Source organism: Acinetobacter johnsonii ANC 3681, assembly GCF_000368805.1.
Taxonomy (GTDB): domain Bacteria; phylum Pseudomonadota; class Gammaproteobacteria; order Pseudomonadales; family Moraxellaceae; genus Acinetobacter; species Acinetobacter johnsonii.
On sequence record NZ_KB849703.1, the window covers coordinates 204,167 to 227,002 of the forward strand.

Consider the following 22,836-nt stretch of genomic DNA (forward strand, 5'->3'; position numbering starts at 1 on the left):
GCTGAATCGAGTGATCAATGGCCACCAATTCAGCAGTATGGTCAGGTGGTTAGAATGACACCATCTTGCCCGGATTAATCATTGCTCCGAGTCCATACATGCTTTTGGCTATTGGAATGACCAACGGCGCCAGTGCACGACCAAAAGGAATGTTCTGATGTTGAATACGGGTCAACATATTAAAGTCATCACTTTCACCACAGAAATCATCGGCAATGGCTTTACCAATACGCACCGTTTGCGCAACACCATGTCCACTCCAACCCTGAACAGCATAGATTGGGTATTGGCTACCAAATTTTCGACTATCCGCGGCACCATTAACGGTTAAATCGGTCGTGCCACTCCACACAAAATCAAGCTGGACTTGCTCTAACTGAGGAAATACGTGTTGAATACGTCCTAGCAAATAGTCATGCGTTTGTTCAGGACTCCAACACGAACCCGTGCCTTCACCGCCAAATAACAATCGGTTTTTTGAGACCCCGCGGTAGTAGTCAATTTGAAACTGGGTGTCGTATACAGGCAGATCCGTCGGCAATAGCTCTTTCAAATCCAGTGCTAAAGGGGCAGTGGTACACACATAAGTATAAAAAGGAATGGTGGTTTGATTACGTTCTTCTAATAGTTTAAATGAGGCATGGTGTACGCCCATCACCACACTTTTACGTGCTTTAATTACCCCTTGCTCTGTGGTCACATAAATACCATCGGCACGTTCTTGGATTGACTGTACTTCCGTCTGTTCATAAATCGTGCCGCCGTTTTGACAAAAGCCATAAGCCAAACCACGCGTCAGGGCTAAAGGATGAATATGCCCCCCAAGTTGATCCAACTGACCGCCAAAATAGTTGTCGGATTGCACATGCTCATGTAATTCATCTTGGGTCAGCATTGAGGTATTTTTTTCATCTAAATACTGACGTGCTTTCATCCCTTCACGCAGTGCATCTAAATGTCCAGGGTGTACCGCAGCCGTCAAGTGTCCATGTTTACGTTGCACATCTAAGTCATATTTTTCAGTGATGCTATCAATCAAAGCCATCGCTTCCGTTGAGGTAAAGTGCCATAACTTTTTAGCCTCTTCAAAGCTGAAATGCTCAATCATGGTTTCGGCTTCCCAACGTGCCAATCCCGGTGTGAGTTGCCCACCATTACGCCCTGAGGCAGCACTGCCCACTCGGTTTTTTTCAACCAAGACCGTATCGACACCCTGCTCCGATAAATGCAGTGCAGCCGATGCTCCCAGTAAGCCACCGCCTATAACGACCACGTCACATTCGATATCTGCATTTAAAGGCTCAAACTCATGCCATACATGCATTGAACTTTCATAGTAATTGGCTGGATGACTAAACGCAGCACACTGCGGGTTCAACCAATTCCACTCTTTACCACTTTGCGTTGCAGAACTGGCTTTGTATTCCACGTCGTCTAAAAATGTCGGTTTATTCATATTCATTTCATTCACACTCAATATCTATCTCATTTTCATGCAGGGTTTAATATGCATTTCCAATCACAATGTTTTGTCTTTTCAATTTCTTATAAATAAATAGACCAATGCCTATCGCCAGCCAAGAGCAACCAAAAATTAGCGCATTTCGTTCTAAATTGACCCAAAGGCAAAGCATCACCAATACAGATAACAGAGGCAGAATCAAATTGAGGCATTTGTTTTTAATGCCTTGGGTTTGTTTTTCCAACAGATAGAACTTCACAAAAACCGAGAAATTTACCGCCGTAAAAGCAATCAAAGCACCGAAGCTAATCATGCTGACCACCGTCGCAAGATCTAGAAAAATGGCCGATAGCGAAATCAAGCCAATACTTAAGACGGCATAAAGTGGCGTACCTAATTTTGCATGGAGCTGCCCAAAGGTTGCTTTAGGGAAAATGCCATCCTTCGCCATAATATGAATCAGACGTGAGGCACTGGCATGAGTGGCTAAACCTGAAGCAAAGGTATTCATGATTTGGGCACATAAAAATACGGCTTGGAAAAGTGCCCCCCCCACATAGAGGACAATTTCAGGTAAAGCTTCGTCAGGGTTGTTAAAACGCACATTGCTTGGAAAATACAGCTGGATAAACCATGAGGCACTAATAAAAATTCCGCCCCCGAGCAACGTGGTAAGCAACACGGCACGTGGAATATTCTTTTGCGGATCTTTGGTTTCATGGGACATGGTCGTGACCGCATCAAAACCCAAAAATGAAAAACATAAAATCGATGCACCCGCAATCAAAGGCAAAACAGAACTGTCTCCATTAAATAGCGGGGCTAAAGTCAGTACATGATCATAGCCTTGTTCAGAACCCACGCCTTGAATGACTAGATAGATAAATAAGACCATCAGCAGTAAGGGTAAAAGTACAAACAACAGACTTAAATTTGCCAAAATATTGATTCGGAAACAGTTAATCAGCGTAACCAAACCCGTGAATAGAACTACCCATAGCCAATACGGCACACTCGGGATCACAGCTTCTAAGTAAATACTTGCCAGTAAGGCATTCACCAAGGGCAACAAAATATAATCTAGCAGTGAACACCAGCCGACAAAAAAGCCTGCTTTAGCTCCACACGACTGTGCCGTGTAGTTATAGGCAGAACCTGAGTCACCACTGATTCGGCTAAAACGTGCATAACTAAATGCGGTCAGTAACATTGCAACCAACGCCAAAATATAAGCCAATGGCACACGCCCATCGGTGATCCCAGACACAATCCCAAAGGTATCAAACACGACCATCGGGGTCATATAGGCCACACCAATAATGACCACTTGCCATAGTGACATTTTCTTTAAAGAAAAATCTGCATTTTTCACCGAAATCACCATCTTTCATTTTTAATCTAGTGATTTTGGTTTTTGCAACAACTATGCCATATAATAACAGCTTCGCTATTTTAAAAATATTGAATTAAATGCCAAAGTACGATTTAGAAACCCGAAAAGCAGCGATTCAACGCTATAAACTCACGGATTATAAGGTTGCCGTTTGCAAGGAATTCAACATCTCTCGTGTGACCTTAGACGCATGGATTAAGCTCGAAGAAGAAACAGGCGGCTTGTCTCCAAAAGTAGCCAAAAGCCGTGGAGCACCCAGCCATATAAAAGACTGGAGTGCATTTCAAGTATTTGTTAAAAATACAAAATTTCAAAATATTAGCGATTTAGTTCCACTTTTTGAACAACACTTTGGCTATTCTGTTTCTTATGCAGTTTTGGTTCGTGCCATCCATGTTTTGGGACTAAAACGTCGTCGAGGAAGATTCTACGCTTAGTCAAAAAAGGACTATTTTTTATAATATTCTCTACGCATATATTCATATAAATAACTGTACATTAATGTAAAGTTAATTTATTAAAAATGTAAGTTATTATTATTAAAAAAGTAATTATTTATAAATAAAAATGTAAGTTATAAATATTAAAAAAGTAAATTTATTAATATAAAAAGGTAAATATTTAAATTCAATTTAGTAAGGTGCTTTTTAAAAGCCTGCGCAAAAATAGAGACACTGCTGCATCAGCTGGGTTCATCTCGGTGCATAAATCTCATCCCAAAAGATACAGACCTAAAAAAAGGGCACACTGCCCTTTTTTAAATCCCATCACTTGTTATTGATACATGGGTTGATTGTCGTTTAAACGAATAATGCCTTTAATGGCACGATATACAATCCACACCCATGACAACCCAATCACAGACACGCAGAAGGTTGAAGCACCGAGTGCGACACCTGCGAAAGCGGTGGCATTTTCACCCGTAAAGAATAAGAAAATAAATGGCACAAAGGCAATCACGTTCCAAATCAAATACCACCAAAAGGTGCGAATCTGCCAAGTAAAATGGCTCTCAAAAATGGAACCACGCACAGAGCCACGCTTCACATAATTAATCACTAAAGCAATAATGGCTAAAATCCCTGCGGAAAAAATCGCAACGATATACAAAATATAAAGAATAAAAGTCAGACTACGATTCGGATCTTGATCGACTGAATAATTCATATTGTCCCTCATGAAGTGGGCTTGAACTTTAAATAGGCAAACTATTGAAAGGAGAAATAAGCCATAAAATTAAAAGAATATTGAATAGAATTGTACAAAAGTAAATCTTTCTAAAGGGTTGTTTTTGTGTTTTATGTCGTAGCTTTTGCTGCGCTAACCATGCTGCAGGCCAACCGCCCAAAAATGAAAGGAGATGTAATGTATTTTCAGGTACACGGCGCTGTCCATTTTGCGCAGCTTCTTTATCTTGCGCATAGAACCAATAACTGGCCGCATTCATCACACTAATCAACAGCAGCACCAATCCACTCAAACGCCCCAGCAATACCAATAGCACCAAAAACACGATGTATGCCACCGACGTAATTTGCATTGGACTCCAGCGTTGACCCTGTTCGGTCTTTATCGATGAGACTTTTGAGGTACGGCTCTTTTGGGTTTGTGATGCTTTTAAATAACTAACTTGCTGTGCACGATAACGCCCTTGCGCATCCACAAGCACGTTGTATTCCAACGCACAGCCTAAAATAGGACGAGGACCTTGCCGAGCAAAGTCCTTGATATGTAAAAACACGCGATCTTTGCTGTCATCGTTGGGCTGAATAAAGCCATAGCCTTTTTCATCAAACCATTCAACGAGTCGTCCTTGGTCACGCATTTTTCTTTCCTATTTAAGCAGTTACAAATTTTAGGCGGTCAATCACCATATTACGCATTTCGGCAGGATTTTTCTGCAAAATGTCATCCCCCGTACGGCCTTGTTCAGCATTTTTTTGTGCCACTTGTAGACGCATCATCCAAAAACGCGCAGCGGCCATTGCAAGATACAACTCGAGACAAGATTTTTCATCGGCAGTCAAAGGACGAATGCTTTCATAGGCGTTTAAGAATGCAATGGCTTTGTCTTCATTTAAATGCACACTTGGATATTCGGTACAGAAATCATTCAGGGTAATCGCAATATCAAACAAGAACTCATCTTTATTCAGTTCATAAAAGTCTAAAATGCCTTTGAGCTGATTGCCCTCAAACAAAGTGTTGTCACGGAATAAATCTGAGTGGATAAAGCCCTTTGGACGATTCGGATAAACCGCCGATAATGCGTCATATAACCCCAATAACTTATTGAGTAGTGCTTGATCCGCCTCACTTAATGTCGGTTTCATTTGTAACGCTACAGCGAGCCAGTAATCATGGTCACGGTATTCTGCACGCTCCAATGGAAAATCTTGCAGTGCGACGTGCATTTGCGCTTGTGCAACCGCAATCGCCTCGGCTTGCTCAAGGGTCGCAGGCATGGGATGTTTGCCCATCATCCGTGGGGCAATTTGGGCAGGTTTATCTTTTAAACTATGAATGGCTTTGCCTGAGTGACTTAAAGGTACAGGAACCACTAAACCAGCCTGACCTAAATGCTCAAGCACAGGAACCAACTCGCCTGCGCCCTGTTCATCCATTTCTTCAAATACAGTCAATACATACTGCACAGCATTTTCACACACAATAAAATAGTTCGTATTTTGAATACCGCCTTGAATTGGGATCAGATCGATTACCTCAAGTCCATAAGGTGCTGCAAACGCCTGAACTTCCTGTAAAGTCAAAGTGGTATAAACCGACATATAAAACCTGCAAAAAAACTTACATAAGTTTGATAGAATACCCGCTCCGACTATTAAGGTGTAGCATCTAAGTCGCGAAGTTTCATAATCGGCTGTTATTTTTGGAAAAAATTATGCTAGCTAAACGTATTATTCCTTGCCTCGACGTAGACAACGGTCGTGTAGTGAAAGGTGTTCAATTCCTTGATATTCGTGATGCAGGTGACCCAGTAGAAGTAGCACGTCGATATAACGAACAAGGTGCTGATGAAATTACCTTCTTAGACATTACCGCAACTTCGAATGGTCGTGACACGACTTATCGTACGGTTGAACGCATGGCTGAAACGGTTTTTGTTCCCTTAACGGTCGGTGGTGGCGTTCGCAAAGTTGAAGACATTCGTCTCTTACTCAATGCTGGTGCGGACAAAGTCAGCATTAACTCAGCAGCGGTGTTTAACCCAGAATTTGTACAAGAAGCATCGCAACGCTTTGGCGCACAGTGTATTGTGGTTGCCATTGACGCAAAAAAAACAGGCGAGAATAAATGGGAAATTTTTACCCATGGCGGCCGTAAACCAACGGGTATTGATGCAATTGAATGGTCCGTGAAAATGGCCGACTTTGGTGCAGGTGAACTGCTGATTACTTCGATGGATGCCGATGGCACCAAAGCAGGTTATGACCTTGAGCTGATGCGTCAAATCAATGACCGCGTCACCATTCCAACCATTGCTTCGGGCGGTGTCGGAAACTTACAACACTTGGCCGATGGTATTTTAAAAGGTGGTGCAGACGCTGTACTGGCTGCTTCGATTTTCCACTTTGGACAACACACCATTCCTGAAGCGAAAAAATACCTTGCAGAGCAAGGTATTGAAATGCGTCTATAAACAGACCATAACCGTAAAACCTATGAAAAGAGTACTTTCGAGTACTCTTTTTTATCATTTTAAAGATGAGAAAAAATGTATCACTTAGAGCTAATCTTATTTATTTGTGGTCTATTGATCTGTTTTGTTTTCATCCTTTTGATGAAGAAATATGCTGACCGCCCTTTCGGTATGCTGGCTGTACTGTTACTCCTTGGTTTATGCCTGTTTAGCTATATCAGCTTCTGCAAATATCAGCTTAAACAGTATTATGAAAAAGCGTTGATTGCACCTGATCAAATTCGGGCTTGTGGTATTTTTACACAATGGTCAGAGGTCACCCATTACCGACGGCACAACATCAGCACTGAAAAAGTGTTTTACTTTCAGAGTGATCGACAAGCTTTTTTATTTAGCAATAGTCCACGTGCCAGACAAAGCTTCCCTGATCTCAAAACCTTAAACATCAACGAGCATGTGTGCTTTCAGTTTTCCCCTGACTATACCGATGAAATGGATCGCTATATTTTAACGGACTTTAAAAAGCAGGCGAATTAAAAGACTCAATTACGCTGTACTTCGGCACAGCTGAGCTAACGCTGAGTTGAACAGTACTATCGATTATGCAGTAGATGTTAAAGCTTAGAATGCTCGCTGGCTCTTGACCACAATTATGCTCTCAATTTTTGAGATAAAAAAAGGGAGTCTTGCGACTCCCTATAAACCTAGAATAACGACAACATTGTCTTGTTAAACTGGAAAATGAAAAATGACGTACTAGTGCTCATGAGATGATCTCACCTCATCAACAGCTTTACTATAGAATGTTCAAATGACGAAATATTGACAATACACACCAATATTATTGACAAATCACGACAAAATACCCATTCAGTTATCCTGCAACCGTTTCAGTCGTCTGCGCTGAGTTCAGTGGAATCGCTTCAGGTGCCTTAACCCATTTTGCAGGGAAGACCTGATTGACCCACTGGGTGAGCTTATCCGACACCACTTGGGGTAAAGCAATACCCAACGGATTTTGCTCTTGCAAATCCAATGAGGAAATGACCCGCGTTCCTAAAATATAATCAAACCATGGCTTGGTCACACACCAGTTGGCATCCTGATTGGAGTTCATATGATGATCATAATGCCAAGGAATCTTACGCATTGCCCAGTCTGGCTCTAAGTGCGCACGGCGGTGGATGTAGTAATAATTTCCTGCACTGTACAACACAGACAAAGTCATGCCTTTGGAGACAGGATAAAATAATGTCCCAAATACACCCGCCACGACTGCGAGTGACACGATTTCATTTTTGGTACGCCAATTGCTCCAACCTTCAACATAACCATGATCATGAAATGTGGTTTTCCGCACTTCTCGGTGATGCTCCCAATGCGATTTCATACTGTCAGGCACGGGGCTATAGCGTGGCTTTCCAGCACGGTGTGTTCCATGCAAGATATATTTATGTGCAACCCACTCAAACGCATTGGTAACCACCAGTCCTGCGACAAAACCCTTCCACATGGCAAATTCCTCCTATATTCAGATTGAATATAATATGGAAACTATGCTAAATATTGACCCTAGTATTCAAATTCATTGACAAATCACGACAAGAACAATAGAGCCAATAAATGCAACATTTCAAAGACTACACAGGTTCTGTCTACGGTGGACTGGGGCATTTACTCTATGCCTATTGCCAAGCCGTGGGTTACCCAATTTCTGAACAGCTTGAAAAAGCACAGAACTTAGAACGTTTTGATTATGCCCTGTGGTTAGAGTTACTGAATGATCTTGACAGCCATCTGCACATCCCTGCGCTCGGACTCGAGATTGCAAAGTATGTACAGCCCAAACATTTAGGCATTTTGGGCTATATTGCACTGTCCTGCGAAAATTTAGGCGAAGCGCTCACCCGTTATCATGACTTTCACCGTCTCATTTATGATGGCAGTTCACTGTATGTGGCAGTTGAAGGTGAAAATCTGTGCTTTGGTTGGGTAGAGATGCCGATTGAACTGACCACCCAACTCAGCAATGAAGTGGCAATGGCGCTGATCATTCAGTTTATGAAGCACTTTGTCGCCCATGATTACATCCAGCTCAGCGAGGTTCATTTTACTCACCCTGCCCCGAAAAATACGGCACTGTATGAGCAGTACTTTAATTGTAAAGTTCGCTTCTCTCAAAGCCGACCTATGATGATGATTCCCCTAAGCGAATTATCCATGCCCTTTCAGCAAGGTGATCAAACCCTGCAAAAGCTGCTCTTACAACAAGCCGAAGCATTGCTGGAAAAACTTCCCAACTCCACCCACATCGACCAGCGCTTACAGCATGCGATTTTAACGGGACTACAAAAAAACCAATATCAAATTGAACATATTGCTGGGCAACTAAATTTTTCAGTCCGACAACTGCAACGTTACTTACAACAACAAGGCACGACCTACCAACAGCGGATGCAAGAAGTCCGACGCATCTTGGCGGAGCAATACTTAAGAGATCCACACCTCAGCTTACAGGAAATTGCACTGTTGCTGAGTTACTCTGAACAAAGTGCTTTTCAACGTGCCTTTAAACACTGGACCCAAGTCACACCTCAGCAGTGGCGTATCCAGCATTTTCACTAAAATCTGATCTGTTTGATCCACGTCATCAGGATGTCATGTTTTTTTTGTTAAATTTATTAAAAAAATGAGCATTTCTCGTTAAATATAAAGTTCTACGCGAATAAAACATCAATAACTACAAAAAGCGCATTATGAATAAATATCTTGCTGAATTCATCGGAACGTTTTGGTTGGTCTTCGGAGGCTGTGGCAGTGCCATTTTTGCACCTGCTTTTCCTGAGTTGCGCATCGGCTTTCTTGGCGTTGCTCTTGCCTTTGATTTAACCGTTTTAACGGGTGCCTTTGCACTTAGACATATCTCTGGCGAGGATTAATTTTTTCTCTCCCCATTAATAACAAAGCCCACAATCTGTGGGCTTTTCCTATTGTTCCACATGGAACATAGATAGGCCTATATTATAAAAAAGGATTGTCAATTTCACCCAACTGCGGATGTTCAATTTTCTCAGGAAGCTGAGCTTCACTTTCAAGCTGTTGCACAATGGCATTCAGATACGCCTGCAATGCTTTGGCCGCAGCTAGGCCAGCTTGGTCTTTGGTGAGTTGTAAATTGCCATAAATACTAACGCAGTCCGTGTCATTTTCAAGGGTCAAATCATGAATGGCATGGGACTCGTTACCTTGTACAAAAGGTTTAAACATTTTATTTTTACTCTTGTTTGTTTTTCAGGCATTGGGCACTGCAGTCGAAGGTCTATACATCCAACTGCATAGAACTTTAACGTAACAGCTGCAAAATATATTGCAATAAGGCGTCGACCAATTGTTTCACAATCGCATCTTGATCCGCCGCATCAATACCCGTGCCTGTTTTGACTGTGCTACCACTACTCGACTGAGTAGAGCCCGATTTAAAGTTTTTTTGTAAGGCTTTGAGCTGCTCGGATGAAACCTCTTCTGCACACTGACTTTCCGCATCCCAATGTGAGTATTGAATTGCACTATTGGCTTTTACCGCCGTTGCTGTCAACGGTAGTTTATAGGTATTACGTTTTTGCTCTTCTGTCAGTTGCGGAAATAAATTCACACCCAGCTGCTCTTCCAAATAGCAGACACTGACAATTCTTACCTGCTGTGAATTATCATTCGGTGCGTAATAAGCGCCGATTGCACCTGTTTTTGGCATATAGACCGCTTTGTAAACCGCACTCGGAACAATCACTCCCTGACCAATGGTCTTGAGCTTTTTGCCCTGAAATACAGGCCCAGTTACCACAAAAACATCCAGCTTTTGCTTGGTCACAAGCGCCCGTGTGGCTTCTTCCAATTCACGCCACACTTGCTGATTATTTTTAGGGGCCTGTGGCACCATGTTGGCCAAAGAAAAACTGTCGAATTGTGCGGCTTTGTTGGGCATATCAGCATTCGGTGCCATATGTCCACGGTCATAGCCTGAACCACGGTAGTCCGACAATGTCGCTCGATGTTCGGTTGCAACATTATTTTCTTCGTGAAAACTATCTTCACGTGGAATTTTTTGGCTCAGGCGCTGTGGCGTCAGAGCCTCTGCAACCCATAGGGGGGTTTTCGAAACGCCCGAATACATCACATTAAAACCGTTAAAGCACAGTGCATAGCTGTGTTTACTTAAACTTTCTTTAAGTAAATAAGGTGGAATTTCCCGATAAAATTGTTCTAAACAGGCTGAATTTGAGCTTGGGCTTAAAGACACGTATTGCTGAATTTTTTCTTGACCAAAGGCAATTGCAAAACTTCCCGTTGCCACCAATCCTAAAATCACTTTCAGGCCATTTTGATTAAACATGTTAAAGACTGACTTACCTGAACTACTTTTCTTCTTCGCCATCACAACTACAATAAACATCGGTTTTTCACGAGCTTAACAATCAGCGTATACGAAGTATATCGCTCGAGTTCTATTCGCATAACAATTAAACAAAACGCCATATTTAGATGATTTTGCATGTAACAAAATGTCTTTTTTGTAGAGTTTTTCTACGGCAACGTGATGCGATTGCGTATCTTTGATTGCTGTCGCTTCAAAAAATATGCCAAGGTAAAAATGAATCGAACGAAATAATACATGCAATTTACGGAGTTCTTATGCATTCTAAGATTTTAGCTTCTCTTGGTTTAATCGGCACAGTGATAAGTGCTTCAGCCTTCGCCGAGCCCCCTATCCAACCGGGTGACACCTTAGAAAGTCTCTCTCAAGCCAAAGTCACGACTACTGTTAATGGTCAACCGGGTTCTATTCAAGAACTCGTAAGCTCAGGGCAAATTAAATTGCTTGATCCAAATGCAGCAGCTATCAGCCCAGCGGGCCAAGGTATACCCAATGACCAAGCAGTGATGCCAATCGCACCACAGAGTGAAGCTCCTGTTCAACAGGCCGCACCTGATACCACAGCGCAACAAGACGTCGCTGCGACTCCAACAGAGCAACATCCGCTGGTACCAAATGCGGAACTCTCAGCACAACAAGCTGAAGCGGCGTTAAGTGATGCTGTCGCACCCACGGCAAATGCAGACATGAATGCTGCCCCTGCTGCTGCACCTCAATTAGATTCATCAGCAGAAGCACCTGTCAATGCGGTTGAGCCTGATTCACTACCATCACCTGATGCCCCTGCACAGGCACTTCCTGACGCTTCAGCAGAACAGCCTGCCCAAGCGATGCCTGAAGCACCTGTAAATGACCCAATGAACTAAGACTTCAGCTGATTTATCCTCCAAAAAAAACCAGCATATGCGCTGGTTTTTTTATTGAGGTTTTAAATCTCGATCTGACTACCGAGCTCAACCACACGGTTTGGTGGAATCTGATAAAAGTCGCTCACAGGACTGGTATTCCTTTGCATTGAGATAAAGAGCTTTTCACGCCACGGCGCCATACCATCACCCACGGTACTGATAATCCGTTCACGCGATACAAAGAAGCTGATCTGCATTAAGTTATATTCCAGATCAATCGCTTGATACACCGCTTCAAGCGCTTGTGGAATGTTCATTTCATCTTTAAAGCCATAGTACAATTCAAGACGATAAAAATGCTGATTCATGGTTTCGACATGGAAGCGATTGGACTCTTCCACATAAGGAACATCTTGAATTTTAACGGTGAGAATAATGTTCTTTTGATGCAGTACTTTATTGTGCTTCATATTGTGCAACATGGCATGTGGCACAACAGTCGGTGTCCCTGTTAAAAAGACTGCTTCGCCTTCAACCCAATTGGCTTGTTCACCAATACTTTGTACAAATAAATCGAGTGGCAATGTATCTTGCTGAAGCTTGGCAAAAGTTAACTCGCGACCTTGTTTCCATGTCATTAATAACATGAATGCAATACCGCCAATCAGCAATGGAACCCAACCGCCCGATAATACTTTAAGTGAGGTCGCGCTCACTAAGACCAAATCTAAAACAAGGAATGGAATAATTAGCAGCACCAATTTTGGCATGCTCCATTTCCATGTATAACGAATAAATACCGCAATCAATAAGGTGTCACATAGCATGGTCATGGTGACCGCTAGACCATAGGCATGCGAAAGCTGTGAGCTGGTTTGGAAGATTAAAATTAAGACAATAATCGATGCCAACAATATCCAGTTCAGTAATGGTACATAAATCTGCCCCTGTTCCGAATCTGAAGTATGCTTCACATTTAAACGTGGTAAATAACCCAATTGAATGGCCTGACGCGCTAAAGAGAAGACGCCTGAAATTACCGCCTGTGAAGCAATAACTGCGGCCATAGTGGCCAAGAAGATCATTGGGTACAAGCCCCACTCTGGCACCAACAGGTAAAATGGATTTTCAATCGCAGTCGGATCACGCAGCAGCAATGCACCTTGTCCTGCATAATTAAGCAGTAAACATGGCAAAACCACAATAAACCAAGCCAAACGAATCGGCACAGGACCAAAATGTCCCATATCTGCGTACAGGGCTTCGCCACCTGTGACGGTCAACACTACCGCACCCATAATGAAAAAGGCCATTAAAGGGTTGGTCACGATAAACTGAAATGCCCAATGTGGGCTCAGCATGCCCAAAACCAAAGGCGTTTGAATAATGCTCGAAATCCCAAGAAGACCGAGAGAGAAGAACCACAATAAGGTCAGCGGGCCAAAGAACTTACCGACAAAGGCTGTCCCATACTTTTGCATGACAAATACAGCAGTGACGATACTAATTGCAATCGGCACAATATAAGGGTCAAGTGCATCGGTTGCGATGGATAAGCCTTCTACGGCAGACAAGACTGAAATGGCTGGGGTGATGATCCCATCCCCAAAAAATAGTGAAGCCCCAATAAAGCCAATCGAAATTAACAGTAATTTTTTCCGATGGCTAAAATTGGTATTGCGCAAGTTCAGTGCAAGCAATGCCATGATCCCGCCTTCACCATTGTTATCTGCACGCATTACAATTGCAGAATATTTAATGGTAATGACCATGGTCATGGTCCAGAAGATAATGGACAAAATACCCAATACGTTTGCAGGGGTGATGCCCAAGCCATGTGCAGCGTGGAAGGACTCTTTCAATGCATAGAGTGGACTGGTTCCAATATCCCCAAACACGACCCCTAATGCTGCCAAGGTCATCGCAGGCAAGGCGGCTTTTTTTGCAGTACTTTGCATAAGCTTGTCTTCAATTATCGACACTATTTTTGCGAATCATATCATTGAGCTAAAACTTTTGCTCGAATTCAATTGTTTCACCTTGTCGATGGCTATGTTTTTCGATATTATCCTCCGCCATGGTGAAGTGTCCGAGTGGCTGAAGGAGCACGCCTGGAAAGTGTGTAAACGTTTATAGCGTTTCGAGGGTTCGAATCCCTCTTTCACCGCCAAAATTTTAAAGACCTTAATCGAAAGATTAAGGTCTTTTTTTTATGCTGAACATTCTTATTTAGACTTGGCACAAAGTCTGCTTCATAAAAACGACTCTTCACAAAACAGAATCATTTGCACCACAAAGTGAAATATTTATTCAAAAATAAACGCTTGAACCTGATTCAAACTTGAGCTAAAACAATTTCTAAGGGAGGTTAAAATAAATCATCAATGATCATCTAGATGCAATGTTTATGAAGCACAATTCATTTGCGGTATATAACTAGCGAAACACTAAATTGACCAATAAAACTGCTATTCGGGAGTCAGAATGAATAACAGCACCAATTATGTCAAACAAATTAAAAACGCTAAACGAGGCGGTTATACCCCAACCCTTGCAAAGGATGTCAATAAACATAAAATTCAAAAAGCAATTCGTCTGATTGAACAATGGAGAACGCTGGCCAATGAACTCAAACCTCAAATGCAACTCGACATGGCTTTTACGTTGGAAGAATGTGCCCAAGACCTCGATCAAATTTTAAGGAGCAAATAAGTTCCATGTTTTCACTTCACCTTATTTAAAAAACAGTTTCATCACAGCCCCCAAATTTTATTCTTAGCTTTCACCCACCCTTTGGTGGGTGAAGTTTGCACAAACAATCATGTGCATTTCAATCGCTCACTTTTTGGCTTGCGTTTTCAAGAAAATCCGCTATTATTCTCACCACGTTGCCGGCATAGCTCAGTTGGTAGAGCAACTGACTTGTAATCAGTAGGTCCACAGTTCGAATCCGTGTGCCGGCACCATTTTATACTTAGCCTCGCTTTTTAGTGAGGCTTTGTTGTTTCTGGCCCTTTGGTTTTTTATTTCATTTTAAATGTCTTTAACTGCTGTAATTTGAACATAGCGCACGATGCCCTGTTCAAATAATTTTTGACAGAGCTTAGCCGTCATTTTAATTTTGAAGTAATCCAAATTTTGAGCGGCCTGTTGGACTAAATGCACATGATAATAACGAGAAAACCCCGCCAAAACTACATCTGATAAATCTTCAATAGTAACCTGCTGATAGCCTTGCGCTTCTATCGAATGCTGCAAATTCTCTTCTAACTGAAGATGTTCCAAATGAACATTGGCTGCTTTTAACAGCATTTTCAGTTGAAGCTTCTCAAAACGATTTAAATTCAAAAATGCATCACTCAACATCAGATAGTGAAAACCGATACGCCCTTTTAAATTTAAAACAGAATGGATTGATCTTAGAAATGAATTTAAATCACCGTGATAAGCGGCATCGAGGCAAAACACCACATCAAAAGGTGCTGAAAATAGCTTTGAATTTAAATTTAAAAATGACGTTTGAATGATGTGTATCTTTGAATTTAAAGTCTGTTGTATACGCTGAACACATTCGGTTTGCAACTCAACCGCACAAAGTTGCTGAACATGGTAATGCTGCTGCCACAGCAATAGACTCGCGCCCTGCCCACAACCCAAGTCTAAAACACGGTCATTTGATTTTAGCTGTAATCGATCAGCAAGGTGTATTGCCAGTGTTTGGCAAGCCTCAGGATAGGATGACCTTGCATCATCCCAATAGCCAAGATTGCTCCAAGCCAATACCGCGTGGTCTCCCAATTGTTTTGCATCAATTGCATATTTATGTTTGGGCAAATGTCGCTGTAAGGTTTGGAGCCATTTCATGCTTTAGTAGCCGAGTTGTGGGGCAACCTCAACTTTAGGTTTTAATCCAACAAACGGCAATGGTGCACCGAAAATTTCTGCAATATGCATTGCTGAAGTGACGGCAGACTCTAAAATAGGCAGACCATCGCACGACCATGAACCACAGAAGAAGACTTTTCGGTTAGCACTCTTATGGCGTTGTTGTAACTCTTTATTCAAAGCCACAGTTTGCGAGTCCACCACCGCACGGGTCAAAGTTACAGTTGAAATCACTTTTTTCGGATCAATCTCGGTCACAGGCTGCCACGTTTGGAACACAGCATTTTTACCAACCAGACTTGGTTCGACTGAATTGAGCCAAACCGTGAACTGTTGACGGGTAAACTTACGGTCCATCATATAGCTCAGCACCGACCAGTCTTTACGCTTAGGCGGCATCACGGAAGGATCAGTATGGATCACCAACTGACCTTGCTCAAAACGGAACTGTTTTAACAGCGCAATATCATCTGCAAACTGAACAGGATCTAAAAACTCTTCAATTTTTGTAGTTGGCGTTGCCACTACCACACGGTCAAACAATTGCTGTTCGCCCTTATTATTTTCAACCAAAACCTTGTCACCTTGTTCAGTGACTTTGCTAATAGCCGATCCGCTTTGGATATTGATGTTTTCAATCAATTTATCGACCAAGGCAGGTGTTCCCCCTTGTATACGCAATAAAGCATCGCCATCCGTCAACTGACGTAAAAAGATCAATAGCGGTTTCGCTGGCCATTCGCCGATGGTTTTTGGATTACAGGTACAGATGGTGTAGAGCACAGGCATCACTGCGCCATGCCAAAACACTTCTTCAATGTCATGCTGGTTGATAAATTCAGCCAAGGTAATGTCTTGATCTTTAGATTTGAAAAATTTAGCAATCGCGGTTTTAAGCTGCAACATACCTTTAACCAAGCGCCATCCATACTGCTGTAGGCCTTTACGGTTATTAATAATTGGGAAATTGCCAATGCGGCTACGCGTAGTAGTTAACCATGTTTCTGTACGGTCTTCAAACAACCAACTACACGCCATGTAGGTGCGTACTGGATACGTTTTGATGCCTAAATAAGTCGCAAGACTTAAGGTGTTTTTCCATAAGTGTGGGTTCATGACACGTAACGGAGCATCAATCAGACCACCTTCAAACTCTGTACTGTGGCTATCCATCCCTCGCCCAGTCAGTGCTTCGAAAATAGTAATATTATGCCCAGCATCCTTTAGAATTCTTGCGGTAGCAAGACCGGCCATGCCGCTACCAATAACTGCAATATCCAAAATTATGATCCGTCAGTCTGACTTATATTGACTGAAATTATGACCCAATGTCGAAAAAATAGGGCTATTAAAAAATACCAGAATCACATTTTTTCATGTGCCGCACCGATAGGACGATATCTGCTTAAATTACATTTCATTACAGTAAAAATCACTCAAATAAGCACGCGTTTTTTATACATTTTATTTCAAATAAAAATATAAGTTGTTTAAAAACAAGGTATATAAATTAACTATTTTTATAACATCTGTTTTACAAACTGGCGAAAAGGCGCTAAGATGCGCCTCGCATAAAAACGATAAATACATCACACAATAATCCATGACCAACTATGCAAAACAAGAAGACTACAGCGCCTAAAAAATCCCTACCTTTGACCGAGTAGGGATTTCTTCTTTTTAGCGACAAGATTTTAGTCCACCACAGCAACAGGGATTTCACCAAACTTGCCACGATTAAAATCATCAAAGGCTTGCACAATTTCCGCTTTGCTATTCATCACAAATGGACCATAACCTTGAATCGGTTCATTCAGGGGTTCACCGGTCAACACCAAAAACTTAGTGTCTTGCAGCGCTTGTAGTTGAATTGCAGCTTCGCCATCTTGAGCGAACATCACAATGGAACTATCCACCACTTTTTGCGTGCCATTAATCAGCACTTCACCACTGAGCACCACCACAATCGTGTTATGCGTGACGGGTACATGGATAAAAGTTTCGTACTCTGCTTTTAATTCACCATCCCAAACATTGACGGGACTATACGTTTGAGCAGGGCCATGATGACCACCAAACTCACCCGCAATCACGCGGAGATGTCCAGCATTATCATCCATTTCAATACGTGGGATATCCGCCACAGTCAAGGCTTGATAACGTGGTGTGGTCATTTTGTCTTTGGCTGGCAAATTCACCCAAAGTTGCACCATTTCAAACAGACCACCATGCTCAGCAAAGGCTGGAGAATGAAACTCTTCATGTACCACACCTGAACCCGCAGTCATCCACTGTACATCGCCGGTATTGATGGTACCACCGCCGCCGCTAGAGTCTTTGTGCGTCACTTCACCACTATAGGCGATGGTAACCGTTTCAAAACCACGATGCGGGTGTGAACCCACACCACGTTGCGATGTGGTTGGATCAAATTTGTAAGGTGCTGCATAGTCCAAAAGTAGAAACGGGCTAATCGCTTGTCCTAAGCGGTCATATGAAAAGAGGTTTTTGACAGGAAAACCATCACCAACCCAATGCATGTCTTGATTACGATAAACACCAATTACTTTTTTCATCTTGGAACTCCTATATCGATAGGATGAATATGCAATCTATACTACCCCTTTCCTCATCCGTCTTATAGCACTGCGCTAGTACACACAATCACACGAATAGGACAATCTCGTTAAAATCGTATCACCCACATAAAAACCAATTTAAAAACAAAGCCTTTCTTTATCTTTATGGCATATTTTTGCTCAAATTTTCCTATTTTTAAGATTAAGCATCTCGTTTGGCTTATTTTATTGTCTCATTTTCCTACCTATGATGATGTTCAAGCTCAAGGCACTAACCTTCTTACTGATTGCCCTGAGACTCGACTGATAATCACAACGAGGACAGAAAAATGGCGAAACCTTATATTCGTTTAGATAAAGATAATGCAGCGGTTCTTTTGGTTGACCACCAAGCGGGTCTACTTTCACTGGTCCGTGACATTGACCCTGACAAATTTAAAAATAACGTACTCGCACTGGCTGCTGCCGCGAAATATTTTAATCTTCCCACCATTCTGACCACCAGTTTTGAAGAGGGTCCAAACGGTCCTTTGGTCCCTGAGTTGGTCGAAATGTTCCCCGATGCACCCTATATTGCACGCCCAGGGCAAATCAATGCATGGGACAATGAAGACTTTGTTCAAGCCGTAAAAGCCACAGGTAAAAAACAATTGATTATTGCGGGTGTAGTAACTGAAGTCTGTGTGGCCTTCCCTGCACTGTCGGCACTGGAAGAAGAGTTTGATGTCTTTGTGATTACTGATGCATCGGGAACCTTTAACCCCATCACCCGTGATGCAGCATGGGATCGCATGTCTCAGGCAGGCGCACAGCTAATGTCATGGTTTGGTGCAGCTTGCGAATTACACCGCGACTGGCGTAATGATATTGAAGGCCTCGGTTCACTCTTTGCAGCGCATATTCCAGACTATAAAAACCTGATTCAAAGCTATAGCAAAAATACAGCGCAGAAATAATTCAACCTGAGCAAAAGCGATCTTCGGATCGCTTTTTTGTCGTGCGCAATCGTTAGCGATGATACAGTATCAGATCATCCATCACAGACTGCCTTCGGTCACAAATCAATACAGGCTTGAACCCATCATGCATTCATTTGACGACTATTATTATTTTTATCTTGTGGTCAAACACGGCGGTTTCAGTGCAGCAAGTGATGCCTCGAACATCACCAAGTCTAAGCTTAGTCGCCGTATTTTAGACCTTGAAGCCAAGTACAACGTGACCCTGATTCAGCGTTCAACACGACATTTTAAAGTCACCCCCTTGGGACAAGAGCTGTTTGAAGAATGTCGTCAAATCATTCAGCAAGTCGAAAGTGCACACAATGTTTTACTGAAACAGAAAAGTGAACCGCAAGGTTTAATCAAGATCAGCTGTCCTTTTGTGATGATGCGCTATCAAGTGCGAAGTTTACTCAATCATTTTTTAAAACAATATCCCAAAGTCCAAGTGGAAATGGAGCTGACCAGCCGTCGTGTCGATGTCTTGCATGATGACATTGATCTTGCCATTCGGACCAATTTTAGTGCCAATGAAGACTCGAGTATTGTGGTCCGTGATGTGGTCAAAACCACGCATTGTTTGGTGGCCAGCCCTGATCTGCTACAAGGCCGTGAAATTCAATTTGCTACCGAGCTGAATGATTTTCCAACACTCGCACTGGGGGTACAAAAGTCCGATTATCAATGGTTATTGCATCATACCCAGAGTAATGAACAGATCGTGATTCCTTTAGAACCACGGGTCAAAAGTAATGATGTCGCAGGCGTGTATTACTCGGCTCTGGATGGACTCGGCATTGCCAACCTGCCTTACTTAACGGTAGAGGCAGATATTGCTTCAGGTCGCCTAGTTCACATTTTGCCCGACTGGTGTTCCAATATTGGAACCGTACAGTTAGTCTATGCTTCACGTAAAGGACAACGTTTGGTCATGGAGAAACTGATTGAGCATTTGATTCAGGGTTTAAGAGACTTTGCCAGCACCAGCAAGGGTTACCATCTGTAAAAGCTAAAAGAACCCTGCATAAAAAAATCAGCCACTTGGGCTGATTTTTTACAGGTATCATGCTCATGACTCAGCACGATGCAACCATTGAGGTCAGCTTAGATTTTACCAACCAAGTCGATTGACGGCGCAAGGGTTGCTTCACCTTCTTTCCATTTTGCAGGACATACTTCACCTGGGTGTGCATGCACATATTGTGCTGCTTTCACTTTGCGTAATAGTTCAGACGCATCGCGACCAATACCGCCCGCATTAATTTCAATAATTTGGATTTTACCTTCAGGATCAATCACAAAAGTACCACGGTCTGCTAGACCTTCTGTTTCAATCAGCACGTCAAAGTTTTTAGACAAAGTCCAGGTTGGATCGCCAATCAATGGATACTGAATTTTACCAATCACATCTGAAGTGTCGTGCCATGCTTTATGGGTAAAGTGGGTATCGGTCGATACACCATAAATTTCCACACCCAGTTTTTGAAATTCAGCATAGTGATCAGCTAAATCGCCCAATTCTGTTGGACACACAAAGGTGAAATCAGCAGGATAGAAAAATACGACAGACCATGTGCCTTTTAAGTTTTGCTCAGACAACTCAATGAACTCACCATTTTGGTAAGCTGTTGCATTAAACGCCTTAACTTCAGTATTGATTAAACTCATGTATTTGTCCTCAAAAGATTTGTGAGAGTGCTTAAGTGATGAAGCGAGAATACGCACAAATCTAAAATTGGTAAAATAGTAAGTTTTTATTATTTCTATCGGATTTTTAGATTTATTATTTCCCGACACTGGTCCCTAATTCTCAACGTTTTGTAGTCTAAATGAAAACCTTTCGATTATCCAAATGAGCTCAATACAGTCAAATCCAGAGTCAAGCCGAGGAAAATCTATGATTTAAAAGGTCATTTCCAAGCGTTGATGTTCAATACAAAGTGAATTTAAGCCGTTTCCGTCTGCCCGACCTGATGATAAGCACGATTAAAATAAACTAAACTTTGCTCATGCTGGCTTTGTTGAATCGCGACAATACGGCACATAAAAACCGTATGTGTTCCCACTTCTTGAATGTCATCAATTTCACAGTCAAAATTGACTAAAGCATCCTTTAAAACAGGTGCACCCGTTTCTAACTCTGTCCAAACACCATGTTTAAAACGCTCTTCAGACGTCATTTTAGATGCAAAGACATTCGAAATATGCTGATGCTGTGCGCCTAACACATTCACAGTGAGGATTTTATTATCGACAAAATGTGCATGTGAACGCGATGCTTTATTCATACAGACCAATAATGTCGGTGGTGTATCCGTCACACTGCATACGGCAGATGCTGTGAATCCATGACGATCAGCCATGCCTGCCGTAGTTACGACACTCACTGCACTGGTTAACAAAGACATTGCATCTCTAAAGTCTGTTGCTTCAATCATCATTTTATTCCTCAGTAGAACGGACACATGCTTTGACTCAGATAAAAGCTACCTATTTTATCAAACAGGTAGCCCTTTCACATCACGCGCTTGCTGCGTATGAAGCCGAAAGTTCTTTACGAATAATTTCTGCACCTGCGCTTAACGCATTCAGCTTACCACGTGCCACTTCACGTGCTAAAGGTGCCATGCCACAGTTGGTCGATGGATAAAGCTTATCTGCATCGACAAACTGAAGCGCCTTACGTAGTGTATTCGCAACTTCTTCTGGTGTTTCAACGGTGTTGGTTGCCACATCAATCGCGCCGACCATGACTTTTTTACCGCGAATCAGTTCAATCAGATCCATCGGCACACGCGAGTTTTGACATTCAAGTGAGATGATATCAACTTTAGATTGTTGCAGTTTAGGGAATGCTTCTTCGTATTGACGCCACTCTGAACCCAAGGTCTTTTTCCAATCGGTATTGGCTTTGATGCCATAGCCATAGCAAATATGAACCGCAGTTTCACATTTCAGACCTTCCAGTGCTCGCTCAAGCGTTGCAACACCCCAATCATTCACTTCATCAAAGAACACATTAAATGCAGGTTCATCGAACTGAATGATGTCCACGCCAGCAGCTTCTAACTCACGCGCTTCTTGATTCAGAATCTTGGCAAATTCCCAAGCCAGTTTTTCACGGCTTTTATAGTGACCATCATACAGCGTATCAATCATGGTCATTGGACCAGGAAGCGCCCACTTAATCGGCTGATTTGTTTGGCTACGTAAAAACTTAGCATCTTCAACAAAAACAGGCTTTTGACGGCTTACTGCACCTACCACTGAAGGTACACTCGCATCATAACGATTACGGATACGAACCGTTTCGCGTTTCTCAAAATCAACGCCATCCAGATGTTCAATAAACGTCGTCACAAAATGTTGGCGGGTTTGTTCGCCATCACTAACGATATCAATGCCTGCATGGAGTTGTTCTTGCAATGACAAACGTAAGGCATCTTGTTTCGCTTCGAGTAATGCCTCACCCTCGAGTTTCCAAGGTGACCAAAGTTTCTCAGGCTCAGCAAGCCAAGAAGGTTTCGGCAAACTGCCCGCAGTTGATGTTGGTAATAAAATGGCCATTTTAAATC

23 protein-coding genes, 2 tRNA genes and 1 pseudogene are annotated in these 22,836 nt (G+C 42.4%); 11 read left to right on the top strand and 15 right to left on the bottom strand.

What is annotated here, in order from left to right:
* Positions 1-49: 49 nt before the first annotated feature.
* Positions 50-1,462 carry an NAD(P)/FAD-dependent oxidoreductase gene (locus F946_RS01300; protein WP_004978142.1) on the bottom strand — a complete coding sequence of 471 codons (1,413 nt, stop codon included), beginning with the start codon at positions 1,460-1,462 and terminating at the stop codon, positions 50-52.
* A 40-nt stretch (positions 1,463-1,502) separates the two neighbouring features.
* Positions 1,503-2,804, bottom strand: coding sequence for an APC family permease (locus F946_RS01305; protein WP_407637057.1), 1,302 nt, complete (start codon positions 2,802-2,804; stop codon positions 1,503-1,505).
* 128 nt (positions 2,805-2,932) lie between these two features.
* On the opposite strand from F946_RS01305, the gene F946_RS01310 reads away from it, so the two are divergent.
* Complete coding sequence (locus F946_RS01310) at positions 2,933-3,292, top strand: COG3415 family protein (RefSeq protein WP_004978147.1); 360 nt, start codon at positions 2,933-2,935, stop codon at positions 3,290-3,292.
* A 337-nt stretch (positions 3,293-3,629) separates the two neighbouring features.
* Here F946_RS01310 and F946_RS01315 read toward each other — a convergent pair whose 3' ends face one another.
* The 3 genes from F946_RS01315 to F946_RS01325 are packed head-to-tail and all read right to left on the bottom strand — an operon-like array spanning position 3,630 to position 5,644.
* Entirely contained in the window at positions 3,630-4,022 is a 393-nt protein-coding gene (locus F946_RS01315; protein WP_004691561.1) for a DUF4870 family protein, read from the bottom strand.
* 28 nt (positions 4,023-4,050) lie between these two features.
* Positions 4,051-4,680 carry a DUF1294 domain-containing protein gene (locus F946_RS01320; RefSeq protein WP_004978150.1) on the bottom strand — a complete coding sequence of 210 codons (630 nt, stop codon included), beginning with the start codon at positions 4,678-4,680 and terminating at the stop codon, positions 4,051-4,053.
* 13 nt (positions 4,681-4,693) lie between these two features.
* Positions 4,694-5,644 (bottom strand): homoserine kinase, encoded by a 951-nt coding sequence (locus F946_RS01325; RefSeq protein ID WP_004978153.1) that lies wholly within the window; start codon positions 5,642-5,644, stop codon positions 4,694-4,696.
* A 113-nt stretch (positions 5,645-5,757) separates the two neighbouring features.
* Here F946_RS01325 and hisF point away from each other — a divergent pair, with 113 nt between their 5' ends.
* Both hisF and F946_RS01335 read left to right on the top strand, forming a co-directional pair.
* The gene (hisF, locus tag F946_RS01330) at positions 5,758-6,516 is read left to right on the top strand and encodes an imidazole glycerol phosphate synthase subunit HisF (RefSeq protein WP_004691571.1); all 759 of its coding nucleotides are present in this window, start codon (positions 5,758-5,760) and stop codon (positions 6,514-6,516) included.
* A 75-nt stretch (positions 6,517-6,591) separates the two neighbouring features.
* Entirely contained in the window at positions 6,592-7,053 is a 462-nt protein-coding gene (locus tag F946_RS01335; RefSeq protein WP_004978155.1) for a hypothetical protein, read from the top strand.
* Between the two features lie 337 nt (positions 7,054-7,390).
* Here the strand turns inward: F946_RS01335 and F946_RS01340 are convergent, their stop codons facing one another.
* Positions 7,391-8,029: a hypothetical protein gene (locus F946_RS01340; RefSeq protein WP_004978157.1), complete on the bottom strand. Its 639-nt coding sequence runs from the start codon at positions 8,027-8,029 to the stop codon at positions 7,391-7,393.
* Between the two features lie 110 nt (positions 8,030-8,139).
* Between F946_RS01340 and F946_RS01345 the strand changes: the two genes are divergently transcribed.
* Positions 8,140-9,141 carry an AraC family transcriptional regulator gene (locus F946_RS01345; protein WP_004978159.1) on the top strand — a complete coding sequence of 334 codons (1,002 nt, stop codon included), beginning with the start codon at positions 8,140-8,142 and terminating at the stop codon, positions 9,139-9,141.
* A 131-nt stretch (positions 9,142-9,272) separates the two neighbouring features.
* Positions 9,273-9,446: pseudogene (locus F946_RS01350) on the top strand (aquaporin); the annotation flags it as partial.
* Between the two features lie 91 nt (positions 9,447-9,537).
* Here the strand turns inward: F946_RS01350 and F946_RS01355 are convergent.
* Positions 9,538-9,783, bottom strand: coding sequence for a hypothetical protein (locus tag F946_RS01355; protein ID WP_004978163.1), 246 nt, complete (start codon positions 9,781-9,783; stop codon positions 9,538-9,540).
* A gap of 76 nt (positions 9,784-9,859) precedes the next feature.
* Entirely contained in the window at positions 9,860-10,948 is a 1,089-nt protein-coding gene (locus tag F946_RS01360) for a DNA/RNA non-specific endonuclease (protein WP_035326292.1), read from the bottom strand.
* A 257-nt stretch (positions 10,949-11,205) separates the two neighbouring features.
* On the opposite strand from F946_RS01360, the gene F946_RS01365 reads away from it, so the two are divergent.
* Positions 11,206-11,814 carry a hypothetical protein gene (locus F946_RS01365; RefSeq protein ID WP_004978168.1) on the top strand — a complete coding sequence of 203 codons (609 nt, stop codon included), beginning with the start codon at positions 11,206-11,208 and terminating at the stop codon, positions 11,812-11,814.
* Between the two features lie 62 nt (positions 11,815-11,876).
* Here the strand turns inward: F946_RS01365 and F946_RS01370 are convergent, their stop codons facing one another.
* A complete protein-coding gene (locus tag F946_RS01370) occupies positions 11,877-13,754 on the bottom strand; it encodes a potassium transporter Kup (protein WP_004978173.1) in 1,878 nt (625 codons plus the stop codon).
* A 121-nt stretch (positions 13,755-13,875) separates the two neighbouring features.
* On the opposite strand from F946_RS01370, the gene F946_RS01375 reads away from it, so the two are divergent.
* The 3 genes from F946_RS01375 to F946_RS01385 all read left to right on the top strand — a co-directional run bounded on the left by F946_RS01375 (position 13,876) and on the right by F946_RS01385 (position 14,762).
* Positions 13,876-13,966, top strand: a tRNA-Ser gene (locus F946_RS01375).
* Between the two features lie 314 nt (positions 13,967-14,280).
* Positions 14,281-14,508, top strand: coding sequence for a hypothetical protein (locus tag F946_RS01380; protein WP_004691623.1), 228 nt, complete (start codon positions 14,281-14,283; stop codon positions 14,506-14,508).
* A gap of 178 nt (positions 14,509-14,686) precedes the next feature.
* Positions 14,687-14,762 (top strand) — tRNA-Thr (locus F946_RS01385).
* A 67-nt stretch (positions 14,763-14,829) separates the two neighbouring features.
* Here F946_RS01385 and F946_RS01390 read toward each other — a convergent pair.
* From F946_RS01390 to F946_RS01400, 3 genes are all read right to left on the bottom strand, one after another.
* Complete coding sequence (locus tag F946_RS01390) at positions 14,830-15,660, bottom strand: SAM-dependent methyltransferase (RefSeq protein WP_004978174.1); 831 nt, start codon at positions 15,658-15,660, stop codon at positions 14,830-14,832.
* A 3-nt stretch (positions 15,661-15,663) separates the two neighbouring features.
* Positions 15,664-16,962 (bottom strand): FAD-dependent oxidoreductase, encoded by a 1,299-nt coding sequence (locus F946_RS01395; protein WP_004978178.1) that lies wholly within the window; start codon positions 16,960-16,962, stop codon positions 15,664-15,666.
* 413 nt (positions 16,963-17,375) lie between these two features.
* A complete protein-coding gene (locus F946_RS01400) occupies positions 17,376-18,257 on the bottom strand; it encodes a pirin family protein (protein WP_004978180.1) in 882 nt (293 codons plus the stop codon).
* 332 nt (positions 18,258-18,589) lie between these two features.
* Between F946_RS01400 and ycaC the strand changes: the two genes are divergently transcribed.
* Positions 18,590-19,216, top strand: coding sequence for an isochorismate family cysteine hydrolase YcaC (ycaC, locus tag F946_RS01405; RefSeq protein ID WP_004691629.1), 627 nt, complete (start codon positions 18,590-18,592; stop codon positions 19,214-19,216).
* 127 nt (positions 19,217-19,343) lie between these two features.
* Positions 19,344-20,267: a LysR substrate-binding domain-containing protein gene (locus F946_RS01410; protein ID WP_004978181.1), complete on the top strand. Its 924-nt coding sequence runs from the start codon at positions 19,344-19,346 to the stop codon at positions 20,265-20,267.
* A gap of 98 nt (positions 20,268-20,365) precedes the next feature.
* On the opposite strand, the gene ahpC is transcribed toward F946_RS01410, so the two are convergent.
* The 3 genes from ahpC to F946_RS01425 all read right to left on the bottom strand — a co-directional run bounded on the left by ahpC (position 20,366) and on the right by F946_RS01425 (position 22,828).
* On the bottom strand, positions 20,366-20,929 hold the full coding sequence (gene ahpC / locus F946_RS01415) for an alkyl hydroperoxide reductase subunit C (RefSeq protein WP_004978183.1): 564 nt from the start codon (positions 20,927-20,929) through the stop codon (positions 20,366-20,368).
* A gap of 278 nt (positions 20,930-21,207) precedes the next feature.
* Positions 21,208-21,699: a flavin reductase gene (locus F946_RS01420; RefSeq protein WP_035326242.1), complete on the bottom strand. Its 492-nt coding sequence runs from the start codon at positions 21,697-21,699 to the stop codon at positions 21,208-21,210.
* 82 nt (positions 21,700-21,781) lie between these two features.
* Positions 21,782-22,828, bottom strand: a complete 1,047-nt coding sequence (locus F946_RS01425; RefSeq protein ID WP_004691635.1) for a methionine synthase — start codon at positions 22,826-22,828, stop codon at positions 21,782-21,784.
* Positions 22,829-22,836: the final 8 nt, after the last annotated feature.

What these genes read in the sequence shown, in the direction of transcription:
- F946_RS01300 (WP_004978142.1), bottom strand. Translation starts at nt 1,462, where the DNA reads ATGAATATGAATAAACCGACATTTTTAGACGACGTGGAATACAAAGCC.
- F946_RS01305 (WP_407637057.1), bottom strand. Translation starts at nt 2,804, where the DNA reads ATGTCACTATGGCAAGTGGTCATTATTGGTGTGGCCTATATGACCCCG.
- F946_RS01310 (WP_004978147.1), top strand. Translation starts at nt 2,933, where the DNA reads ATGCCAAAGTACGATTTAGAAACCCGAAAAGCAGCGATTCAACGCTAT.
- F946_RS01315 (WP_004691561.1), bottom strand. Translation starts at nt 4,022, where the DNA reads ATGAATTATTCAGTCGATCAAGATCCGAATCGTAGTCTGACTTTTATT.
- F946_RS01320 (WP_004978150.1), bottom strand. Translation starts at nt 4,680, where the DNA reads ATGCGTGACCAAGGACGACTCGTTGAATGGTTTGATGAAAAAGGCTAT.
- F946_RS01325 (WP_004978153.1), bottom strand. Translation starts at nt 5,644, where the DNA reads ATGTCGGTTTATACCACTTTGACTTTACAGGAAGTTCAGGCGTTTGCA.
- hisF (WP_004691571.1), top strand. Translation starts at nt 5,758, where the DNA reads ATGCTAGCTAAACGTATTATTCCTTGCCTCGACGTAGACAACGGTCGT.
- F946_RS01335 (WP_004978155.1), top strand. Translation starts at nt 6,592, where the DNA reads ATGTATCACTTAGAGCTAATCTTATTTATTTGTGGTCTATTGATCTGT.
- F946_RS01340 (WP_004978157.1), bottom strand. Translation starts at nt 8,029, where the DNA reads ATGTGGAAGGGTTTTGTCGCAGGACTGGTGGTTACCAATGCGTTTGAG.
- F946_RS01345 (WP_004978159.1), top strand. Translation starts at nt 8,140, where the DNA reads ATGCAACATTTCAAAGACTACACAGGTTCTGTCTACGGTGGACTGGGG.
- F946_RS01355 (WP_004978163.1), bottom strand. Translation starts at nt 9,783, where the DNA reads ATGTTTAAACCTTTTGTACAAGGTAACGAGTCCCATGCCATTCATGAT.
- F946_RS01360 (WP_035326292.1), bottom strand. Translation starts at nt 10,948, where the DNA reads ATGGCGAAGAAGAAAAGTAGTTCAGGTAAGTCAGTCTTTAACATGTTT.
- F946_RS01365 (WP_004978168.1), top strand. Translation starts at nt 11,206, where the DNA reads ATGCATTCTAAGATTTTAGCTTCTCTTGGTTTAATCGGCACAGTGATA.
- F946_RS01370 (WP_004978173.1), bottom strand. Translation starts at nt 13,754, where the DNA reads ATGCAAAGTACTGCAAAAAAAGCCGCCTTGCCTGCGATGACCTTGGCA.
- F946_RS01380 (WP_004691623.1), top strand. Translation starts at nt 14,281, where the DNA reads ATGAATAACAGCACCAATTATGTCAAACAAATTAAAAACGCTAAACGA.
- F946_RS01390 (WP_004978174.1), bottom strand. Translation starts at nt 15,660, where the DNA reads ATGAAATGGCTCCAAACCTTACAGCGACATTTGCCCAAACATAAATAT.
- F946_RS01400 (WP_004978180.1), bottom strand. Translation starts at nt 18,257, where the DNA reads ATGAAAAAAGTAATTGGTGTTTATCGTAATCAAGACATGCATTGGGTT.
- ycaC (WP_004691629.1), top strand. Translation starts at nt 18,590, where the DNA reads ATGGCGAAACCTTATATTCGTTTAGATAAAGATAATGCAGCGGTTCTT.
- F946_RS01410 (WP_004978181.1), top strand. Translation starts at nt 19,344, where the DNA reads ATGCATTCATTTGACGACTATTATTATTTTTATCTTGTGGTCAAACAC.
- ahpC (WP_004978183.1), bottom strand. Translation starts at nt 20,929, where the DNA reads ATGAGTTTAATCAATACTGAAGTTAAGGCGTTTAATGCAACAGCTTAC.
- F946_RS01420 (WP_035326242.1), bottom strand. Translation starts at nt 21,699, where the DNA reads ATGATTGAAGCAACAGACTTTAGAGATGCAATGTCTTTGTTAACCAGT.
- F946_RS01425 (WP_004691635.1), bottom strand. Translation starts at nt 22,828, where the DNA reads ATGGCCATTTTATTACCAACATCAACTGCGGGCAGTTTGCCGAAACCT.